This window comes from Sporosarcina sp. 179-K 3D1 HS, from assembly GCF_047228905.1.
In the GTDB taxonomy this organism is placed as follows: domain Bacteria; phylum Bacillota; class Bacilli; order Bacillales_A; family Planococcaceae; genus Sporosarcina.
Genome location: NZ_JBFEGI010000004.1, coordinates 24,420 through 41,522, shown reverse-complemented (window position 1 = coordinate 41,522; position 17,103 = coordinate 24,420). Strand labels below are relative to the sequence as shown.

Here is a 17,103-nt window from a genome sequence, read left to right as displayed (position 1 = left end):
TCAAAAAGAATCAACTTTTTAGTTGTATATTAAACTTAATTAGTATAATAGATATAAGTTCTAATGTAATTCTAGAAGTGGATTATCATTTGAAAGAGAGGGTATTTCGTGAACAGTCTAATAAGCATATTCCGTAAAAGGAATGAGGGTCTTGTTGAAGCGAGTAAATTGCAGCCAGTGACAATGCAGTTGGAGGACGGACAAATGACAAGGCAAGCCATGCTGATCGGTTTGTCGGAAGAGGATTTGCGAGTCATGAAACAGATGAAGCCGATCATCGCTCCGCAATTGGAAGATTTGGTGGACAAGTTCTATGCGAAATTATTAAAAGTCCCTCTATTGAAAACGATTATTTTTCGGCACAGCTCGCCGGAACGATTGAAAGGGAAACTCAGTCTCCATTTGTCGGAAATGCTGGACGGAAACATCGATGACGCATTCATTCAGCAACGGATGACGATTGCTCGGGTTCATTATGAGATTGATCTCGATCCGCATTGGTATATTGGAGCATTTCAGTTGTTACAGGATGCGATTTTGAGCTGCGTTCTGGAGAAAGTGGACAACCCACAAGATGTGTATCGCTTTATGGGAGCGGTTACAAAGATGTTTAATTTTGAACAGCAACTGGTGTTGGAGGAATATCATAAAAGCTATCAGCGTGGCATTAAGGAAGAAAATGCAAAAGTACGAGATGAAGTGAAGGAGCGGATCGGCGCAACGAGCGGGGATCTAGTGACGATCAGCGAAGAAACGCAAGCGTCCATGGAAGAGCTGATCGCGAGCAGCAATGAAGTGGCGGCGACGGTGCAGCGGACAGAAGAGCAATCCGTGATCACGCAAGGGCTGGCACGCGACGGCTACGCGCAAATGGAGTCGCTACATGAGAAAATGATGCAGATCGAGAAAAGTGCGAATGAAATGCGGCGAATCATGGGGCAATTGGATGGTTCTTCGAAGGAAATCCAGAAAGTGATTTCAATTGTACGGACGATTGCGGACCAGACAAACTTGCTATCGTTGAATTCCAGCATCGAAGCGGCACGAGCGGGGGCGTACGGGAAAGGCTTTGCCGTCGTGGCGGATGAAATCAGGAAGTTGGCGGACGAGACGAAGCGTTCAATCGGGCAGATTACGGAATTAATTCAACGTAATAGCGGCCAAATCGGACAGGCGGTGGACACACTTGCGGAGATGCGGGAGAGGATTGCCGAAGGAAGTGACGATTCGGCTGGGACAAAAACGGCATTCGAGGAAATCGTCTTCGCGATGGATACGAACATTCGCTACGTGACTTCAGCGGTCAGCGAGTTACAGGCACTCGTGGAAGGCATCGGGCAAATGGGCCGGGCAACGGAGCAGATCGCCAATTCGGCGGATACACTGAACGAGACGACACAAAGCTTCTAATAGAAATCTGCTCCAGGTGGCCAGGCTTCGGCCACCATTCGCAAGCACTACGCGAATGGTGGTTGTGCCTGGCATCCCGTGTTTGTCGGGAATTTCCAAGATCTGCTCAACATCGGACTGGGCTCGCCGATAATAGAAATAACGAGCGTTTTCAAGTACAAGGAGGTATGGGAGATGGTCAGTCGGATTGGGGGAAGTCCTGGCACAGCGCAAACAGGTGCGGCAGGCGAAAGCGTGGCATTCAACAAGGATGTTGAGATGGTCAGCGAAGTGCAAGCGATACAAGCAAAACAGCTAGCGGTAGAGCAAAAGGAATTGCCGCTTGAAAAAGCAAAGCAAATGACAGAAAGCATGAACAATTTTCTGGAGAGCACGAACACGCAACTACGCTTTAAACTACATGATCAGTTACACGAGTACTATGTAACGATCGTCGATTCGAAAACTGACGAAATCGTCCGCGAGATCCCATCGAAGAAATTGATGGACATCCACGCGGCCATGCGCGAATTCGTCGGGCTGCTCATCGACCGGAAAATTTAAGAAAAGGTGTGAAGAAACATGAGAATCAGTGGTTTGGCAACGGGAATGGACACGGAGTCGATCATCCGCGACATGATGAAAGCCCACCGACTCCCGTTGGACAAGATAACACAGAAAAAGCAATACTTAGAATGGCAACTGGACGATTACCGGAGCATTAACCGGAATTTGCTGACACAAAGTGATAAGTTGTTTGATACCGTTCAAAAGGAAAGGAATTATCTCCAGAAAACGGTGACGGTCTCGAATACAAATGCTGTCAATATACGGGCTCTCAATGCGACGGCTGATTTCTCGGGAACCATTGCAGTACATCAGTTGGCGAAACAGGCGACATTGCAGGGTGGAGCGATTACTAAGAGCGATCTTACAACTACTTACACAGATGAGGAAATTAAGACGTTAAAACTGTCAGAACTGAACTTTAACACAGGAGATATTAAAGTTTCCATTCAGGTGCCAGGGGAAACCACCCCCAAAGACTTAATCTTTACTGCGGACGACACAATTAGTAAAGTACTTTCAAGAATCAATGAAGAAACTGGTGTAAGTGCGTTCTATGATGCGCATACAGGAAGGATTGCAATGACGGCTAAAAACAGCGGGGGTAGTGAAGCCGATAATATTATCCAGGTTAGCGGTGATTTGGCCAATCATTTAAATTTAACGACGGGTAAAGGGGCCTCTGCCCAAGAAGGAAAAAATGCTGTATTTACATTTAATGGATTAAGAACAGAGCGCCCATCCAATACATTCCAAATTAACGGATTTGAAATTAATCTAAAGCAAGTGACGGATCCACTTCCAGCAAATCAAACAGATCCGGTATCGACTACCAACGCTGTAACCTTCAGCTCCGCACCGAACACTGACAAAATCGTGGATTCTGTCGTTCAATTCGTCAACGACTATAATAAAATGATCGAAGAATTGAACGCCAAACTCCGGGAGCCGAAGTATCGGAATTTCCAACCGCTTTCGGATGAACAGAAGAAGGAAATGAAAGAAAAAGAGATCGAGCTATGGGAAGAGAAGGCGAAGAGTGGGACGTTGCGCAACGATCCTATGATTTCCAGCATGCTCTCTCAGCTTCGTACAATTATGAGTAGCTCCGTACAGGTTGGGGATAACCCAAATGACAAGATGAGTTTACGTGATATTGGAATTACAGTTTCTACAAGTTACACCGACAACGGAAAATTGCTGATAAATGAAGACAAGTTGCGGGAAGCGATTGCGGCCGATCCGGATAAAGTATATAAATTGATCGGTCGGACAGACAAGGATAACGAAAAAAATAATGGAATTGCGGTCCAATATCGTCAAGTGCTGCTGGACGCACAAAAGGACATTCGCAGTAAAGCGGGACGTGCTGGCGACACGAACGATGCCTTCGCTCTGGGGCGCAATTTGAAAGACATGAATAACCAGATCGACCGGTTTGAAGACCGCCTAAAAATGACAGAAGACCGGTACTGGAGGCAATTCACAGCGATGGAGCGGGCTATCCAACGCGCGAACGCCCAGTCAGCCCAATTGATGAGTTCCTTCGGCGGTGGCATGTAAGTAATAAGTAGGACAAAAGGAGATACACATAATGGCGATTAATAATCCTTATGCAGCGTACCAGAACAACTCGGTGAACACTTCAACGCCCGGCGAGCTGACGCTCATGCTGTACAACGGATGCCTGAAGTTCATTTTGCAGGCAAAGAAAGCATTGGAAGAGGGGAACATCGAGGAGAAGAACAAAGCGGTCCAGAAGGCGCAAGCGATTGTGACTGAATTGATGCTAACCTTGGACACATCGATGCCGATTTCGAAAAACATGATGGTCCTCTATGAGTTCGTTAACCACCGGCTTTTAGAAGGCAATATTCAGAACGACAGCAAGTTCTTCGACGAGGCGTCGGACATCATCACCGAATTCCGCGACACTTGGAAGCAAGTGATCCAAATCAATCGACAAAAACAATATGCCAATGTGGATGAAATATGATCCGTCCTGCACTGACCGCTTGGCATGATGTGACGGAACAACTGCTGGCTGCCACCCGACGGAATGGCGAAGCGGAACGCGACGAAGTCATCCAGGAAATCGAAGGTCTGCTTGATGCACGGGATAAGCTTCAACCCCATGTTGCGGCACCACACACTCCCGAAGAAGAAGCCTTCGGGAAAGATCTGATGGTACTCGAGCAAAAGGTCCAGCAGCAGCTTGCCGCCTTTTTAAAGCAGATCCGGCACAACATCACCGAAACCCAAGCCAAAAAAGACAACATGAAAAGCTACGTCAATCCTTACAGCAATCTAGGACGGGACGGCGGCTATTACGATACGAAACAATAAGGTCCGAAAGAGATGATTTCTCTTTTGGGCTTTTTGTTTAACTGAGCAGGGGGCGGCGATTGATAGTTGCGGAACATCGTCAAATGGTTGGACTACCCTACGGAATAGTTGGAGAACTCCTGAGGAAGAGTTGAAACCTTAGTCTAATCGCTGTAATACTTTCGCACTAGGTTGGCCAACTCTCACTTGGTCGTGATTCTCCCGGTAATAGACGCAATTCTTACGTCGATTGTCGTACTTTTTGGCGAAATGGTCGTATTTCTCGAAGAAATGGTAGGAATCCGATCACGTGGTTGTAATTCTCGATCTATTGGTCGTATTCCTTTATGGAATGGTCGAAATCCTTCGCCACTTGGTCGTAATTCTATCACTCAATTAAAACGTGTCTTAGAATTTCCCCGTAAACGCCTTAAGTAGGCAAAAATACACCTATTTATCTAATAATTGAGTTATTTATCCTATATGAATGATTGTTCATTCATGATATATTTTACATACTTTATTGTAAAATAACTATTCGAAAATAACTAGGGCGGGAAAGGGTGTTTGGATTGTCAATTGAACAATTAAAGAAAAATGATTGGCTTCAAAAAAATAAAATCATGACGACGGGCTTCTTGATCGCGTCGGGGCTTGGTTTAGCGGCTCAGCTTGTTCAGCGGTCCAATCCGGCTATCATTTTTTCGGTGGCGATTCCTTTTATTTTAGCAGGGCTTTTTTACATCATTAGTCTTCGGGTGAAAGCAATTTCCCGGACTCTGCCTTTTATCCTACTTTTTCTTAATTTCTTTATTGCGCTTGGTGTCATCTTCCTATCCGGTGCCAATTTGGGCTCCATCGGTATCATTATCCTGTTGCTGGTCATTGGTTCGATCCATGGTGTCGTCAAGATTCTCATAGTTGGCTACACATTGAGCTTCATTGCACTCCTGTTAAATAATCAATATTTCGTGGAGCCGGCATTGGTGGAGGGGAGCGGGTTGAATCTTCTGATCCTTCATTTCCTATCGGGTGTTGTCCTGTTTCTGTTGGTCCGGCAAAATGGACGGATGTTTACGCATATCGAGGAGCTTGTCGCCTTGACGGCAGAGAAGGCGGAAGAGGAAGAGGCCCACGCTCAACACTTGGACGAAGCTGTGGAGAATATCAGTGCAAACTTGGCGCAAATCCGGGCAGGTGCAGAGATCGCTTCAAATTCGCAACGCGAGATGTTGGCGGCTGTCCATGAAGTGAGCGCAGGGAGCCAGGAACAAACGGATCATATTACGACGATTGCACGGAATGCGGAACACACTTATGAAGCAGTACAACATATATCGGAAGGCTTGACAGAGATCGTGGAGCAGGCCGAGGAAGCTGGGCAAAAAGCGGATGAGGGCACGGTCAATATGGCTGAATTAAAGGCCGGCATAGACTCGTATGCGGTTTTCTTCGACGAGTTAACGGAAACGTTCAACAGGTTATCCGAGAAAATCACGGAGACAAACGGGTTTGCAAGTTCAATTAAAGAAATAACCGATCAGACCAATTTACTGGCTTTGAACGCGTCCATCGAGGCAGCACGTGCTGGCGAGCACGGGAAAGGCTTCTCTGTCGTAGCGAGTGAAATCCGAAAGCTGGCGGGAATGACGGATGCGACACTCAAGAAGATTGATACGAATTTGACGGAAGTGAACAACTATAACACACTGGCCTTGTCAAAACTCGACGATGGATTGCGGCAGGTCGACATGCAGACGGCTATTGCGGAGGAATCGGATCGATCGTTCGGTGCTTTATTTAATACAATGGGGAAGTTGAGGGAAGAATTATCGGTGTTCATCCAGGACTTCCGGAAAATCAATGAAAATAGCGACACGATACGTGAGCGCACACAACAGTTCGCGGCAATCATGCAGCAGAGCACAGCGACGATCGAGGAATTGAGTGCCACGCTTACCGAGCTGACGGAAGATCAACAAAGAATTTCCGGATATATACAACAAACACATGAAGAGGCGGTACGGATACGACAATAAAAAGAGGGGGAGACGGTATGGAGAACGTGGAGGCGATTCGGGAAAAGGAGTTCGCGAGAAAGAACTTTATTTTATTCGTTACGCTAGGCGGTTCAAGCTTCATCGGGTTGATCTTTTATTTATTGACGGGACAAGGGTTCATGAAGACGGTGAGTATGGCCATACCGGCTGTGTTGACGACTATCGTGTATTTGGCTTCGGTGAAAGTCCGGTTTGTAGAACGGGCTTTTCCGTGGATCACGCTTGGTTTGACAGCGTTTGCGGCAATTTTAAACGGTGTTGTAGGTGATCCGTCCATTGCGACGGCGGGCATCGCGTTTTTCGTTGCGGGAATTGCGAGTGTCCATTTGTCGATGGGCATCATGGCGTATGGCTCTTTGTTGGCAATGTCGGTTATGGGCGTCTTTCTGGTAAAGTACCCGCATCAGGAGCAGATTGCAGCCAGCAAGGGAAGTCTGACGCTTGTGCTGATCTTGATGGGGGTCGGATTGTTTATTCAAATCAAGCAGATGCGGAAGTTGCAGGAGAGACTCGACTTGTTTACGGAGGAACAAGCAGCACAAGCGATTGCGGAAGAAGAGAAGCATCTGGCCTTACACGCGGTAGTGGAGCGGGTGGCGGGCGATCTGCAGTCGATTGGGGAGACGGCCACGCGTCATTTGGAGTCGCAACAGGAACTCCTATCGATCATGAATGGCGTGACGGCAGGAGTCGAGCAGGAAGCGGCGCAAGTGTTGAACATTGCGGAAAATGCAGGGCGGGCACAGGAAGACGTGACAGACATGTTGCAGGAGACACGAGTCATGGCGGACGAAGCCCGAAATGTATGCGAGAGTTCACAGGAGATTGTACAACGGATGCAGACGATGAGGCGCGGGATGGAAGCCGTGCAAACCTATTTAGGCGGGTTGAATCAATCCTTCCACGAACTGTCGGGCAATATCGGGAAGACGAATGAACTGGCCGCATCGATAGCGACGATTACCGAGCAGACGAATTTGCTGGCGCTGAATGCGTCGATCGAAGCGGCACGGGCGGGAGTCCACGGGAAAGGGTTTGCAGTCGTGGCAGAGGAAATTCGCAAGCTCGCCGGGATGACAGCGACTACTTTAACGGAAATTAACAATAATCTGGCAAATGTCAACGCGATGAACGAGCGGTCGAGCCGGGACCTAGCACAAAGCACGGAACTATTGATAGAGCAGGGGGCCATGACCGCCAATGCGGAGACGGATGTTGCCGAAATGCACCACACCCTAAGCCGATTCCATGACCAATTCGAGATGTTTGATGGGAAAATGGAATTGATCACGCAAGAAACGACGGATATTATGCGGATGACCGGGACGGTGGCCGATTTGATTTCCGAATCAAGTGCTTCTTTGGAGGAATTGAATGCGTCGATCCAGATGACCGTAGCTGATAATGAACAGATTGTATCGACGTTGGAGGACACGGTGAAACGGACCATGAGCCTAGTAGAAATTTAATGATTCGCACTTTTTCTGTTATACTAAGAGTAAACGTACAATAAGCTAGGGAACGGAGTGTGATCTATGCTTTATAAACGTACCGAGTATTTCAGATATACGTTCGGCGAGCCGTTGGATGCCGAGTTTCGGATTCTAAAGGCGGAGGGCCAGTCGAATCCGGGCGAGTGCAAGATGGTCGATCTCAGCCCAGGCGGCGCAAAGCTATATTCTTCGTACGACATCCCTATTGGACAGGATGAAGCCCCCCGGTTGTCGCTGAAGTTCACAGTCTACAACTATCCATTGGAAGTACCGGGGACAGTGCTATGGAAAAAGCCATTCAACCAAGGGCATATGTATGGATTTGAATTCGATGAGGACCGGAAAATCGGCGAGCTGATCATCGGTGAATTAAAGTTGCGGAGGCGTGCTGAAACGGATAGTAATCGGTGATGAATCGCGCTTCCGAAAGCCAGTGCAGTTTATTCAATAATCCGCCACACTTCGACAATTTATAAAAAAAGGCGTGTTTCTTTAAAGGGTTTACCGGGTATCGTGTAGAAGTAAGGATTATCGGTAAATAAAGGAGGAGTTCATATGCTAGACTTTAACATCCGCGGTGAAAATATCGAGGTGACTCCAGCTATACGCGAACATGTGGAGAAAAAAGTTCAAAAGCTTGAAAGATACTTCACAGAAGGCGCAAATGCAACAGCTCATGTAAATTTGAAAGTGTATAATGATAAGCAGACAAAAGTGGAAATTACAATTCCAATGAAAAATTTGACACTCCGTGCGGAAGAGCGGCACGACGACATGTATGCTGCGATCGATCTGATCGTTGACAAGCTTGAGCGTCAAATTCGAAAATATAAAACAAAGGTCAACCGCAAATTCCGTGAACGCGAAGGCGTTGCTGCTTTCTTCGCATCCGTGAACAATGAAAAATCAAACGACGCTCCGGCTCAGACAGATGAAGATGCGGAATTCCCAATCGTCCGGACGAAACAATTCGATTTAAAACCGATGGATCAGGAAGAAGCGATCTTGCAAATGAACATGCTCGGCCACAATTTCTTCATCTTCACAGATGCGGAATCCGATGGCACGCACATCGTCTACAAACGAAAAGACGGCAAATACGGTCTGATTGAAACAAACTGAATGAAGTGATCATGCCATCCCCCGTGCAGCAGGTCTGCCGGGGGATTGGTTTTTTGTGAGGATGTGGAGTTCACACTTACCGCAAGCCCCACACCTCCCAAATTCCGACTGTTCTCATTTGCATGAGGCTTTTCGCAGTGTTAAAATGAAGGGTGAACTAAATGAGGATGTGACCTATAAATGCTTGGCGTATTAAATAAAATGTTTGATATGAATAAACGAGATTTAAAGCGTCTGGAAAAAGTGGCGGACAAGGTGGAAGCACTCGCTACAGAGATGGAGCAGTTGTCCGATGAGCAGCTGACAGCGAAGACGGACGAGTTCAAGGAGCGGCTTGAGGCTGGGGAATCATTGGATGACCTCCAGGCAGAAGCGTTTGCGGTCGTCCGCGAAGCGTCACGCCGAGTGCTTGGTATGTATCCGTTCCGTGTGCAGATCATTGGGGCTGCGGCTTTGCATGAAGGCAATATCGCCGAGATGAAAACCGGGGAAGGAAAGACGTTGACGTCGACGCTTGCGGTTTATTTAAACGCGCTGGCTAGCAAAGGGGTCCACGTCGTAACGGTGAATGAATACTTGGCGAGCCGGGACGCGACGGAAATGGGGCAGCTGTACGAGTATCTCGGGCTGTCGGTCGGCTTGAATTTGAATAGTATGTCAAAAGAAGAAAAACGCGAAGCGTATGCAGCGGATATCACATATAGTACGAATAATGAGCTCGGCTTCGATTATTTGCGCGACAATATGGTGCTGTACAGTGAACATAAAGTGCAGCGACCGCTTTTTTATGCGGTCATTGACGAAGTCGACTCGATTTTGATCGATGAGGCGCGGACGCCGTTGATCATTTCCGGGCAAGCCGCAAAATCTGCGGAATTGTACCGGTTGGCGAACCGCTTTGTCATTTCATTGAAAAAAGACGAGGATTATTCCTATGACGAATCGACAAAAGGCGTCGTGTTGACGGAAGCGGGCATTGAGAAGGCAGAGAAGGCATTTTCAATTGATAATCTTTTCGATCTGAAGCATGTTTCGCTCAACCATGCGATCACCCAGTCGCTGAAAGCCCATGTGAGTATGCACATCGATGTCGATTATGTCGTCCAGGAAGGCGAAGTGGTCATCGTCGATTCATTCACAGGTCGTCTCATGAAAGGTCGTCGCTATAGCGATGGTTTGCATCAGGCAATTGAGGCGAAAGAAGGCTTGGAAGTCCAGAATGAATCGATGACGCTGGCGACGATCACCTTCCAGAACTATTTCCGGATGTACGATAAGCTGGCCGGTATGACCGGGACGGCGAAAACGGAAGAGGAAGAGTTCCGGAACATCTATAATATGAACGTTATCGTGATTCCGACGAACCGTCCGATTGCGCGGGACGACCGGGCAGATTTGATTTACGCAACGATGGACGGGAAGTTCAAGGCGGTCGCGGAAGATATCAAGGAACGACATGAGAAAGGCCAGCCAGTGCTGGTCGGGACAGTCGCAATCGAGACGTCCGAAATCATTTCGAAGTACTTGACGAAATTCGGCGTGAAGCATAATGTATTAAACGCGAAAAACCACGGTCGGGAAGCGGAAATCATCCTGGAAGCCGGGCAACCCGGCTCCGTGACAATCGCGACAAACATGGCGGGCCGCGGTACGGATATCAAGCTCGGCGAAGGTGTGAAGGAGCTTGGCGGTCTGGCGGTCCTCGGTACGGAGCGGCATGAGTCGCGCCGGATCGACAATCAGCTCCGCGGTCGTTCTGGACGTCAAGGAGACCCGGGGGTTACTCAATTTTATTTATCCTTGGAAGACGAATTGATGCGCCGCTTCGGTTCGGATCAAATGAAAAATATGATGACGAAACTGGGAATGGACGACACGACACCGATCCAATCGCGGATGGTGTCAAGATCGGTTGAATCAGCGCAGAAACGGGTAGAGGGGAATAACTTCGACGCGCGGAAGCGACTTCTTCAATACGATGATGTCCTTCGTCAGCAACGGGAGATCATTTATAAGGAACGGAATGAAATTTTGGAATCCGACAATATCCGCGGCGTGCTGGAACAAATGCTTGCAAATGTCATCGACAATGCCGTGGCAATCCATACGACCGAGGAAAAGCCGGAGGATTGGAATTTAAAAGCATTGGAAGATTATCTCGGTGCCAATTTGCTTCCGGAAGGACGTTTGACGAAAGCGGATATGGAAGGGAAATCGGCTGAAGAGTTGAAACAATTGATCACCGATGCCGTGACGGAGCGCTATGACGAGAAGGAAGAGGAAATGTCGGAGGAGCGCATGCGCGAGTTCGAAAAAGTCGTTCTCTTGCGTGCAATCGACACGAAATGGATGGACCATATCGATGCGATGGAACAGCTGCGTGGCGGAATCCATTTACGCGCCTATGGCCAAACCGATCCACTCCGTGAATACCAAGCGGAAGGATTCGCAATGTTTGAAGAGATGGTCTCCGCCATCGAAGCAGATGCTGCGAAATATGTCATGAAAGCGGAAATCCGCAACAACCTGGAACGCGAAGAAGTCGCGAAAGGGCAGGCTGTCAACCCGAAAGAAGACGGCGAGCAAGTGAGAAAGAAACCGGTACGGCGTGCGGTGAACATCGGACGTAATGATCCATGCCCATGCGGCAGCGGGAAGAAATTTAAAAACTGCCACGGCAAAGCGTAAGCGGCCGGGCAACCCAACTTCAGGAGGAAACCACGATGATTGAATTATCCGATGTACGGAATGAGTTAGACAAAACAGCTAAGAAATTAGCGGACTTCAGGGGGTCTCTTTGACTTAGAAAACAAAGAGGCACGCATCCAGGAACTCGATGAGGTGATGCTCGAGCCGGGATTTTGGGACGACCAGGATTCCGCGCAAAAAGTGATCTCGGAGTCGAATGGCTTGAAAGACATCGTCGGCGATTTCAATGAATTGAACGACGAGCAGGAGAACTTGGAAATGACGCTTGAACTGCTGAAAGAGGAATTTGACGCTGAACTCCAAGAAGAACTTGGATCGGAATTAAAGGAATTCAAGACGAAAGTCGAAGCGTTCGAGCTGCAAATGCTATTGAGCGATGAATATGATAAAAACAATGCGGTCCTTGAAATTCATTCCGGCGCAGGCGGTACGGAGTCTCAGGACTGGGCATCCATGCTGCTGCGGATGTACACACGCTGGGCGGATGATCAAGGCTTCAAGGTCGAGACGCTCGATTACCAAGCGGGTGATGAAGCGGGTGTCAAATCCGTCACGTTGTCCATCAAGGGGCATAATGCGTACGGCTATTTGAAAGCGGAAAAAGGCGTGCATCGCCTTGTCCGGATCTCACCATTCGACTCCTCAGGGCGCCGCCATACGTCATTTTCATCGATCGAAGTCATGCCGGAATTTGACGGCGACATTGATGTGGAGATTAAAATGGAAGATGTCAAAATCGATACGTACCGCTCGAGCGGTGCAGGCGGGCAGCACGTCAACACAACCGATTCTGCGGTCCGGATGACACATATTCCAACAGGCGCCATCGTCACATGCCAAACTGAGCGTTCGCAAATTAAAAACCGGGAGCGCGCGCTGAATTTATTGAAAGCGAAAATTTATCAAATCAAAATGGAAGAAGAGGAAGCGCGGTTGCTTGAAATTCGAGGCGACCAAAAGGAAATCGGCTGGGGCAGCCAGATCCGTTCCTATGTATTCCACCCCTATTCCATGGTAAAAGATCACCGCACGAACGCCGAAACCGGCAACGTCGGTGCAGTCATGGATGGCGAAATTGATTTATTTATTAATGCTTATTTACGTTCACGTATTTCTTAATAACAAAAGCGTAGGGCGCCTGTTCAGCCCCGACAAGCGCTGCCACCTTATCTTATTGGTGCCTTAATTTCTGCAAAGGACACAGAAATACGGCAAATCGAACCCTACGCTGTTCGATTGGCTGGCGCCCGGAGTCTAGAAGGGGAAAAGTGCACCTCGGTGCGCTTTTTTCATTTTCCGCGGTTAACTTACCGAAAGTGGGGAATAGTGTAGTGTAGATGACTTTGCCAAAATCGAAATTCACTCTCGTTTGTCATTGATTTGATAAAATTCGGACGCTCGACTGACGGGAAATGATAACGGGTTTTGGTATACTTAGGGTTGTAGCACATTATTTCACAATAGGAGGTCACACAATGAAGAAAAAGCTGTTAGCAATGATGCTAGGTGCTGGACTTGTCCTTGGGGCATGCGGCGGCGGCAACGACAATGCAGGTGACACGAACAATGATGCGAACACAGGTACGTCCGGAGGCGGCGAAACGGCTTCGGCGGATCCAGAAGCACTTTACAAAAACAGCTGTATCGGCTGCCATGGCGGTAACTTGGAAGGGGCAAGCGGCCCAGCACTGAACGATGTAGGCTCCCGTTATTCCGCAGAAGAAATTAATACGATTATCGTTGATGGAAAAGGTGGCATGCCACCTGGACTCCTTAAAGGTGAAGAAGCTCAAGTTGTCGCTGAATGGCTTGCTGAGAAAAAATAAGATTTCGACACACAAACCGCAATCGGACATGCGTCCGTTGCGGTTTTTTCCTTCGTAGGGGATGTTTTTCGCTTATGACTCCTAGCATTTGCTCATCATTTTGTTTATCTGCCAAAACTCTTGTCGAGCGCTCATAACTTTGTTCGGTCGCTGATACCTCGCGTTGCACGCTTATAACTTTGTTCATTCGCTGATAACTCGCGTCGTTCGCTTATAACTTTATTCAGCTGCTGATAACTCTTGTCGCGCGCTTATAACTTTGTTCATTCGATGATAACTCTTGCCGCGCGCTCCTAACTTTTTTCACCCGCTGATAACTCGTGTCGTGCGCTCATAATTTTATTCACCCGCTCATAACCATACCCTCATATCTCGTTGATTCACCCAAAGTGCTGCTTTCACCGCATTATCTCCAGCAATCCTACCTCATTCCCCAAAATATCCTATCATTTTTTCATTCAACATTTTTCTGCATTGTTGTTATCAAATATCGACATCTAATTGAAAAATAGCGTAGGCTTTCAGTCATGGATCGGGGTTGGTCGGTTGGTACCGAGTTGTTTTCATGGCAACGAATGCTGTCGGTTTAAAATGAAATATAACTGTAATACCTACCTATTGGCGAATCGTGCTATAATGGCCATGTTGAGTCGAAAAACAGGATTATGAATCAGGTGGTCTCAAAACATGATTGTGATGAAAAATGTATATAAGAAATACCCGAATGGTGTCGTGGCGGCGAATGGCATCGATGTCGAAATAGAGCGCGGCGAATTTGTGTACGTGGTTGGTCCGAGCGGCGCCGGAAAATCGACATTCATCAAAATGATGTACCGCGAAGAAATACCGACGAGTGGCGAAATCGTCATCAACGGCATCAATCTCGCCACCTTGCGGAACAAGAGAGTCCCATACCTACGAAGGCAGATCGGGGTCGTGTTCCAAGATTTTAAACTATTACCAAAATTGAATGTTTATGAGAATGTGGCGTTTGCCCTTGAAGTTATTGAAGAGCCGGTAAAAAACATCCGTACGAAAGTGAATGATGTGCTTGGATTGGTCGGCTTGACGCAGAAGGCGCGCATGTTCCCGAGCGAGTTGTCGGGCGGGGAGCAGCAGCGTGTTTCGATTGCGCGGTCAATCGTCAATGTCCCCAAAGTGGTAATTGCCGATGAACCGACCGGTAACTTGGACCCTGAAACATCATGGGAGATCATGAGGATTTTCGAACAGATCAATGCGCGTGGAACGACAATTGTCATGGCCACCCATAACAGGGAAATCGTCAATACGTTGCGGCATCGTGTTATCGCGGTAGAAGGCGGTTTAATCACCCGGGACGAGTACGGAGGTGATTACGGTTATGAAAGCTAGAACAATCGGAAGGCATTTCCGGGAAAGTTTGAAAAGCTTAGGCCGTAATAGTTGGATGACGTTCGCATCCGTCAGCTCTGTTACCGTCACCCTTCTACTCGTCGGTGTATTCATTGTAATCATGATGAACTTGAATCAGCTGGCGGATAATATTGAAAGCGACGTGGAAATTAAAGTCATTGCCGATCCTGGTGCCGATACCGAATCCGTCAAGAAGTTGGAAGAAGAGGTTCGGGCTACGGAAGGCGTGCTAGAAGTCGTTTATTCATCACGAGATGAGGAATTGGAGAAGATGATTCTCTCTTTCGGGGATGAATTAAATTTATATAAACAGAACAACCCGCTTGGAGACGCGCTTTATGTGAAAGCGGAAGACCCGCATGCGACAGCAACTATCGCAAAGAAAATCGATACATATGATTACACTTACGAAGTCGTCTATGGGGAAGGCAAAGTCGAAAAGCTGTTCAGAGTGTTGAATACGAGCCGAAACGTAGGATTGGTCCTCATTTTAGCCCTCCTATTCACCGCAATGTTTCTCATTTCCAACACGATTCGTATCACGATTGTGGCAAGAGGAAAAGAAATTGAAATTATGAAACTGGTCGGGGCGACCAATAATTTTGTGCGCATTCCATTTCTGCTGGAAGGGATCTGGCTCGGTGTCCTGGGCTCGATCATTCCGATGGTTGTCGTTTCGATCGCCTATTACAAATTATACGAAAACTGGTCACCCAAACTGCAAGATGAGCTGTTTCAACTGCTCCATGTGACGCCTTTCATTTTCCAATTGAACGGGCTAATCCTCTTCATGGGTGTCTTTATCGGGGCGTGGGGAAGTTTCATGTCAGTCCGCAAGTTTCTTAAAGTCTGAGTCTAAAAGAGAAGCCGAAAGGGGAACTGGGAAGTTGAAAAAGTACAAGCTGTTACTGCCAAGCGTAGTTGCGGTCTTTCTATTGTCTACCATCCTAGGTGGACCGGGCGTATTGGCAAATTCCTTGAACGATTTGAAGAAAGAGCATAAGCAACTAGAACAAAAACAAAACCAAATAAATTCAAATATTAATACGAAAAAGAAAGAAATCGCAGAGAAAAAGACGACGATTGAAAAGATTCTCGATCAAATCTCTAAGTTGAATGGCGAGATTGAAGAAACGAATCAAAATATCGCGAGAATAAAAGAAATCATTGAGGTCACGAAAGAGGAAATCGCTGAACTTCGACTTTCCATCGAAGACCTGGAGAAGAAAATTGCAGAACGGGATGTTGTCCTGCGTGAGCGGGTCCGCGCCATGCAGGTGAAAGGAAATTCCGTCAACTATATCGATGTCCTATTGGGCGCCAATAGTTTTGCAGATTTCATCGACCGCTTTTCCGCCGTTAATACCTTGATGGATGCGGACCGGAAAATCATGGATCAGCAAGCTCGCGATATTGAGCAGCTGGAGAAGGAAAAAGCGCTCGTTGAACAAAAGTTAGCCGAGCAGGTCGCGAATAAAAAGAAGTTGGAAGGCATGAGAGCTTCTTTGGAATCGCAGAAAAAGCAGAAAAACAATCTGATCAACCAACTCGAAAAAGAGCAGGAAAAGTTGGAGAATGAAAAAGGCCAGCTTGAAGAAGAACTGCATGAAACACATGAAGTCAGCAAAGAAGTTGAACAAAAAATCATAGCAGAACAGAAGCGTCTCGCCGAGATTGCGCGGAAAGCCGAAGAAGAGCGCAAACGTAGAGAGGCCGCTGCGCGAGCAGCCGCACGAGCTGGACAGAAAAATAGCGGTGGCGGTGGCAGTTATACACCACCACCTGCCGTAGCAAGTGGAACATGGACAAAGCCGGCTTCCGGACGATTTACTTCCGGCTTCGGTTATCGGATTCACCCGATCAGTGGGACCAAACGTCAACACCGTGGCGCTGATATTGCCAACTCGATCGGAACGCCAGTCGTAGCAGCGGGCGATGGGGTCGTCTCCTATGCGGGCACGATGGGGACATACGGGAATGTCATCATGATCACCCATTCCGTTGACGGTCAAATCTTCACGACATTGTATGCTCATTTATCGAGCATCGGTGTCAGCAGCGGCCAGCATGTCGAAAAAGGACAATATATCGCCGGCTTGGGGAACACGGGCGGTTCAACCGGTCCGCATCTCCACTTTGAATTCCACATCGGCAACTGGTCGGCCAGTGGTCCAAGTGCTGTGAACCCGCTTCGATATGTACCATTTTAAATGAAAC

At 47.7% G+C, this 17,103-nt stretch carries 15 protein-coding genes; all 15 read left to right on the top strand.

Annotation, left to right across the window (positions count from 1 at the left end):
* Positions 1 to 108: 108 nt before the first annotated feature.
* The 15 genes from AB1K83_RS07575 (at position 109) to AB1K83_RS07505 (ending at position 17,096) form a co-directional block, all read left to right on the top strand.
* Positions 109 to 1,410 carry a protoglobin domain-containing protein gene (locus tag AB1K83_RS07575; RefSeq protein ID WP_413057571.1) on the top strand — a complete coding sequence of 434 codons (1,302 nt, stop codon included), beginning with the start codon at positions 109 to 111 and terminating at the stop codon, positions 1,408 to 1,410.
* A 174-nt stretch (positions 1,411 to 1,584) separates the two neighbouring features.
* Positions 1,585 to 1,953: a flagellar protein FlaG gene (gene flaG / locus AB1K83_RS07570; protein WP_413057570.1), complete on the top strand. Its 369-nt coding sequence runs from the start codon at positions 1,585 to 1,587 to the stop codon at positions 1,951 to 1,953.
* 18 nt (positions 1,954 to 1,971) lie between these two features.
* Positions 1,972 to 3,519: a flagellar hook-associated protein 2 gene (locus AB1K83_RS07565; protein ID WP_413057569.1), complete on the top strand. Its 1,548-nt coding sequence runs from the start codon at positions 1,972 to 1,974 to the stop codon at positions 3,517 to 3,519.
* A gap of 31 nt (positions 3,520 to 3,550) precedes the next feature.
* Entirely contained in the window at positions 3,551 to 3,952 is a 402-nt protein-coding gene (gene fliS / locus AB1K83_RS07560; protein ID WP_413057568.1) for a flagellar export chaperone FliS, read from the top strand.
* A complete protein-coding gene (locus AB1K83_RS07555; protein ID WP_413057567.1) occupies positions 3,949 to 4,302 on the top strand; it encodes a hypothetical protein in 354 nt (117 codons plus the stop codon). Before fliS ends, AB1K83_RS07555 begins: the two co-directional genes overlap by 4 nt.
* A 551-nt stretch (positions 4,303 to 4,853) precedes the next feature.
* The gene (locus AB1K83_RS07550) at positions 4,854 to 6,320 is read left to right on the top strand and encodes a methyl-accepting chemotaxis protein (RefSeq protein WP_413057566.1); all 1,467 of its coding nucleotides are present in this window, start codon (positions 4,854 to 4,856) and stop codon (positions 6,318 to 6,320) included.
* A gap of 17 nt (positions 6,321 to 6,337) precedes the next feature.
* The gene (locus AB1K83_RS07545) at positions 6,338 to 7,810 is read left to right on the top strand and encodes a methyl-accepting chemotaxis protein (RefSeq protein WP_413057565.1); all 1,473 of its coding nucleotides are present in this window, start codon (positions 6,338 to 6,340) and stop codon (positions 7,808 to 7,810) included.
* Positions 7,811 to 7,876: 66 nt separating this feature from the next.
* Positions 7,877 to 8,245, top strand: a complete 369-nt coding sequence (locus tag AB1K83_RS07540) for a PilZ domain-containing protein (RefSeq protein WP_413057564.1) — start codon at positions 7,877 to 7,879, stop codon at positions 8,243 to 8,245.
* Positions 8,246 to 8,389: 144 nt separating this feature from the next.
* Positions 8,390 to 8,956: a ribosome hibernation-promoting factor, HPF/YfiA family gene (gene hpf / locus AB1K83_RS07535; RefSeq protein ID WP_413057563.1), complete on the top strand. Its 567-nt coding sequence runs from the start codon at positions 8,390 to 8,392 to the stop codon at positions 8,954 to 8,956.
* A 180-nt stretch (positions 8,957 to 9,136) separates the two neighbouring features.
* The gene (gene secA / locus AB1K83_RS07530; protein WP_413057562.1) at positions 9,137 to 11,644 is read left to right on the top strand and encodes a preprotein translocase subunit SecA; all 2,508 of its coding nucleotides are present in this window, start codon (positions 9,137 to 9,139) and stop codon (positions 11,642 to 11,644) included.
* A 38-nt stretch (positions 11,645 to 11,682) separates the two neighbouring features.
* Positions 11,683 to 12,784 (top strand): peptide chain release factor 2 gene (gene prfB / locus AB1K83_RS07525; RefSeq protein ID WP_413057733.1). Its coding sequence is split into 2 segments (ribosomal slippage): positions 11,683 to 11,754 and positions 11,756 to 12,784, totalling 1,101 coding nucleotides; the frame shifts between segments, so codons are not numbered across the junction.
* 356 nt (positions 12,785 to 13,140) lie between these two features.
* Entirely contained in the window at positions 13,141 to 13,491 is a 351-nt protein-coding gene (cccB, locus tag AB1K83_RS07520; protein ID WP_413057561.1) for a cytochrome c551, read from the top strand.
* Between the two features lie 687 nt (positions 13,492 to 14,178).
* Entirely contained in the window at positions 14,179 to 14,865 is a 687-nt protein-coding gene (gene ftsE / locus AB1K83_RS07515; protein WP_413057560.1) for a cell division ATP-binding protein FtsE, read from the top strand.
* Entirely contained in the window at positions 14,855 to 15,739 is an 885-nt protein-coding gene (gene ftsX / locus AB1K83_RS07510; protein WP_413057559.1) for a permease-like cell division protein FtsX, read from the top strand. The genes ftsE and ftsX overlap by 11 nt, the downstream gene beginning before the upstream one ends.
* A gap of 34 nt (positions 15,740 to 15,773) precedes the next feature.
* The gene (locus AB1K83_RS07505) at positions 15,774 to 17,096 is read left to right on the top strand and encodes a murein hydrolase activator EnvC family protein (RefSeq protein WP_413057558.1); all 1,323 of its coding nucleotides are present in this window, start codon (positions 15,774 to 15,776) and stop codon (positions 17,094 to 17,096) included.
* Positions 17,097 to 17,103 lie beyond the last annotated feature (7 nt).

Bases quoted from the DNA above. Each gene is read 5' to 3' on its own strand.
- flaG (WP_413057570.1), top strand. From the start codon at position 1,585: ATGGTCAGTCGGATTGGGGGAAGTCCTGGCACAGCGCAAACAGGTGCG.
- AB1K83_RS07565 (WP_413057569.1), top strand. From the start codon at position 1,972: ATGAGAATCAGTGGTTTGGCAACGGGAATGGACACGGAGTCGATCATC.
- fliS (WP_413057568.1), top strand. From the start codon at position 3,551: ATGGCGATTAATAATCCTTATGCAGCGTACCAGAACAACTCGGTGAAC.
- AB1K83_RS07555 (WP_413057567.1), top strand. From the start codon at position 3,949: ATGATCCGTCCTGCACTGACCGCTTGGCATGATGTGACGGAACAACTG.
- AB1K83_RS07545 (WP_413057565.1), top strand. From the start codon at position 6,338: ATGGAGAACGTGGAGGCGATTCGGGAAAAGGAGTTCGCGAGAAAGAAC.
- AB1K83_RS07540 (WP_413057564.1), top strand. From the start codon at position 7,877: ATGCTTTATAAACGTACCGAGTATTTCAGATATACGTTCGGCGAGCCG.
- hpf (WP_413057563.1), top strand. From the start codon at position 8,390: ATGCTAGACTTTAACATCCGCGGTGAAAATATCGAGGTGACTCCAGCT.
- secA (WP_413057562.1), top strand. From the start codon at position 9,137: ATGCTTGGCGTATTAAATAAAATGTTTGATATGAATAAACGAGATTTA.
- cccB (WP_413057561.1), top strand. From the start codon at position 13,141: ATGAAGAAAAAGCTGTTAGCAATGATGCTAGGTGCTGGACTTGTCCTT.
- ftsE (WP_413057560.1), top strand. From the start codon at position 14,179: ATGATTGTGATGAAAAATGTATATAAGAAATACCCGAATGGTGTCGTG.
- ftsX (WP_413057559.1), top strand. From the start codon at position 14,855: ATGAAAGCTAGAACAATCGGAAGGCATTTCCGGGAAAGTTTGAAAAGC.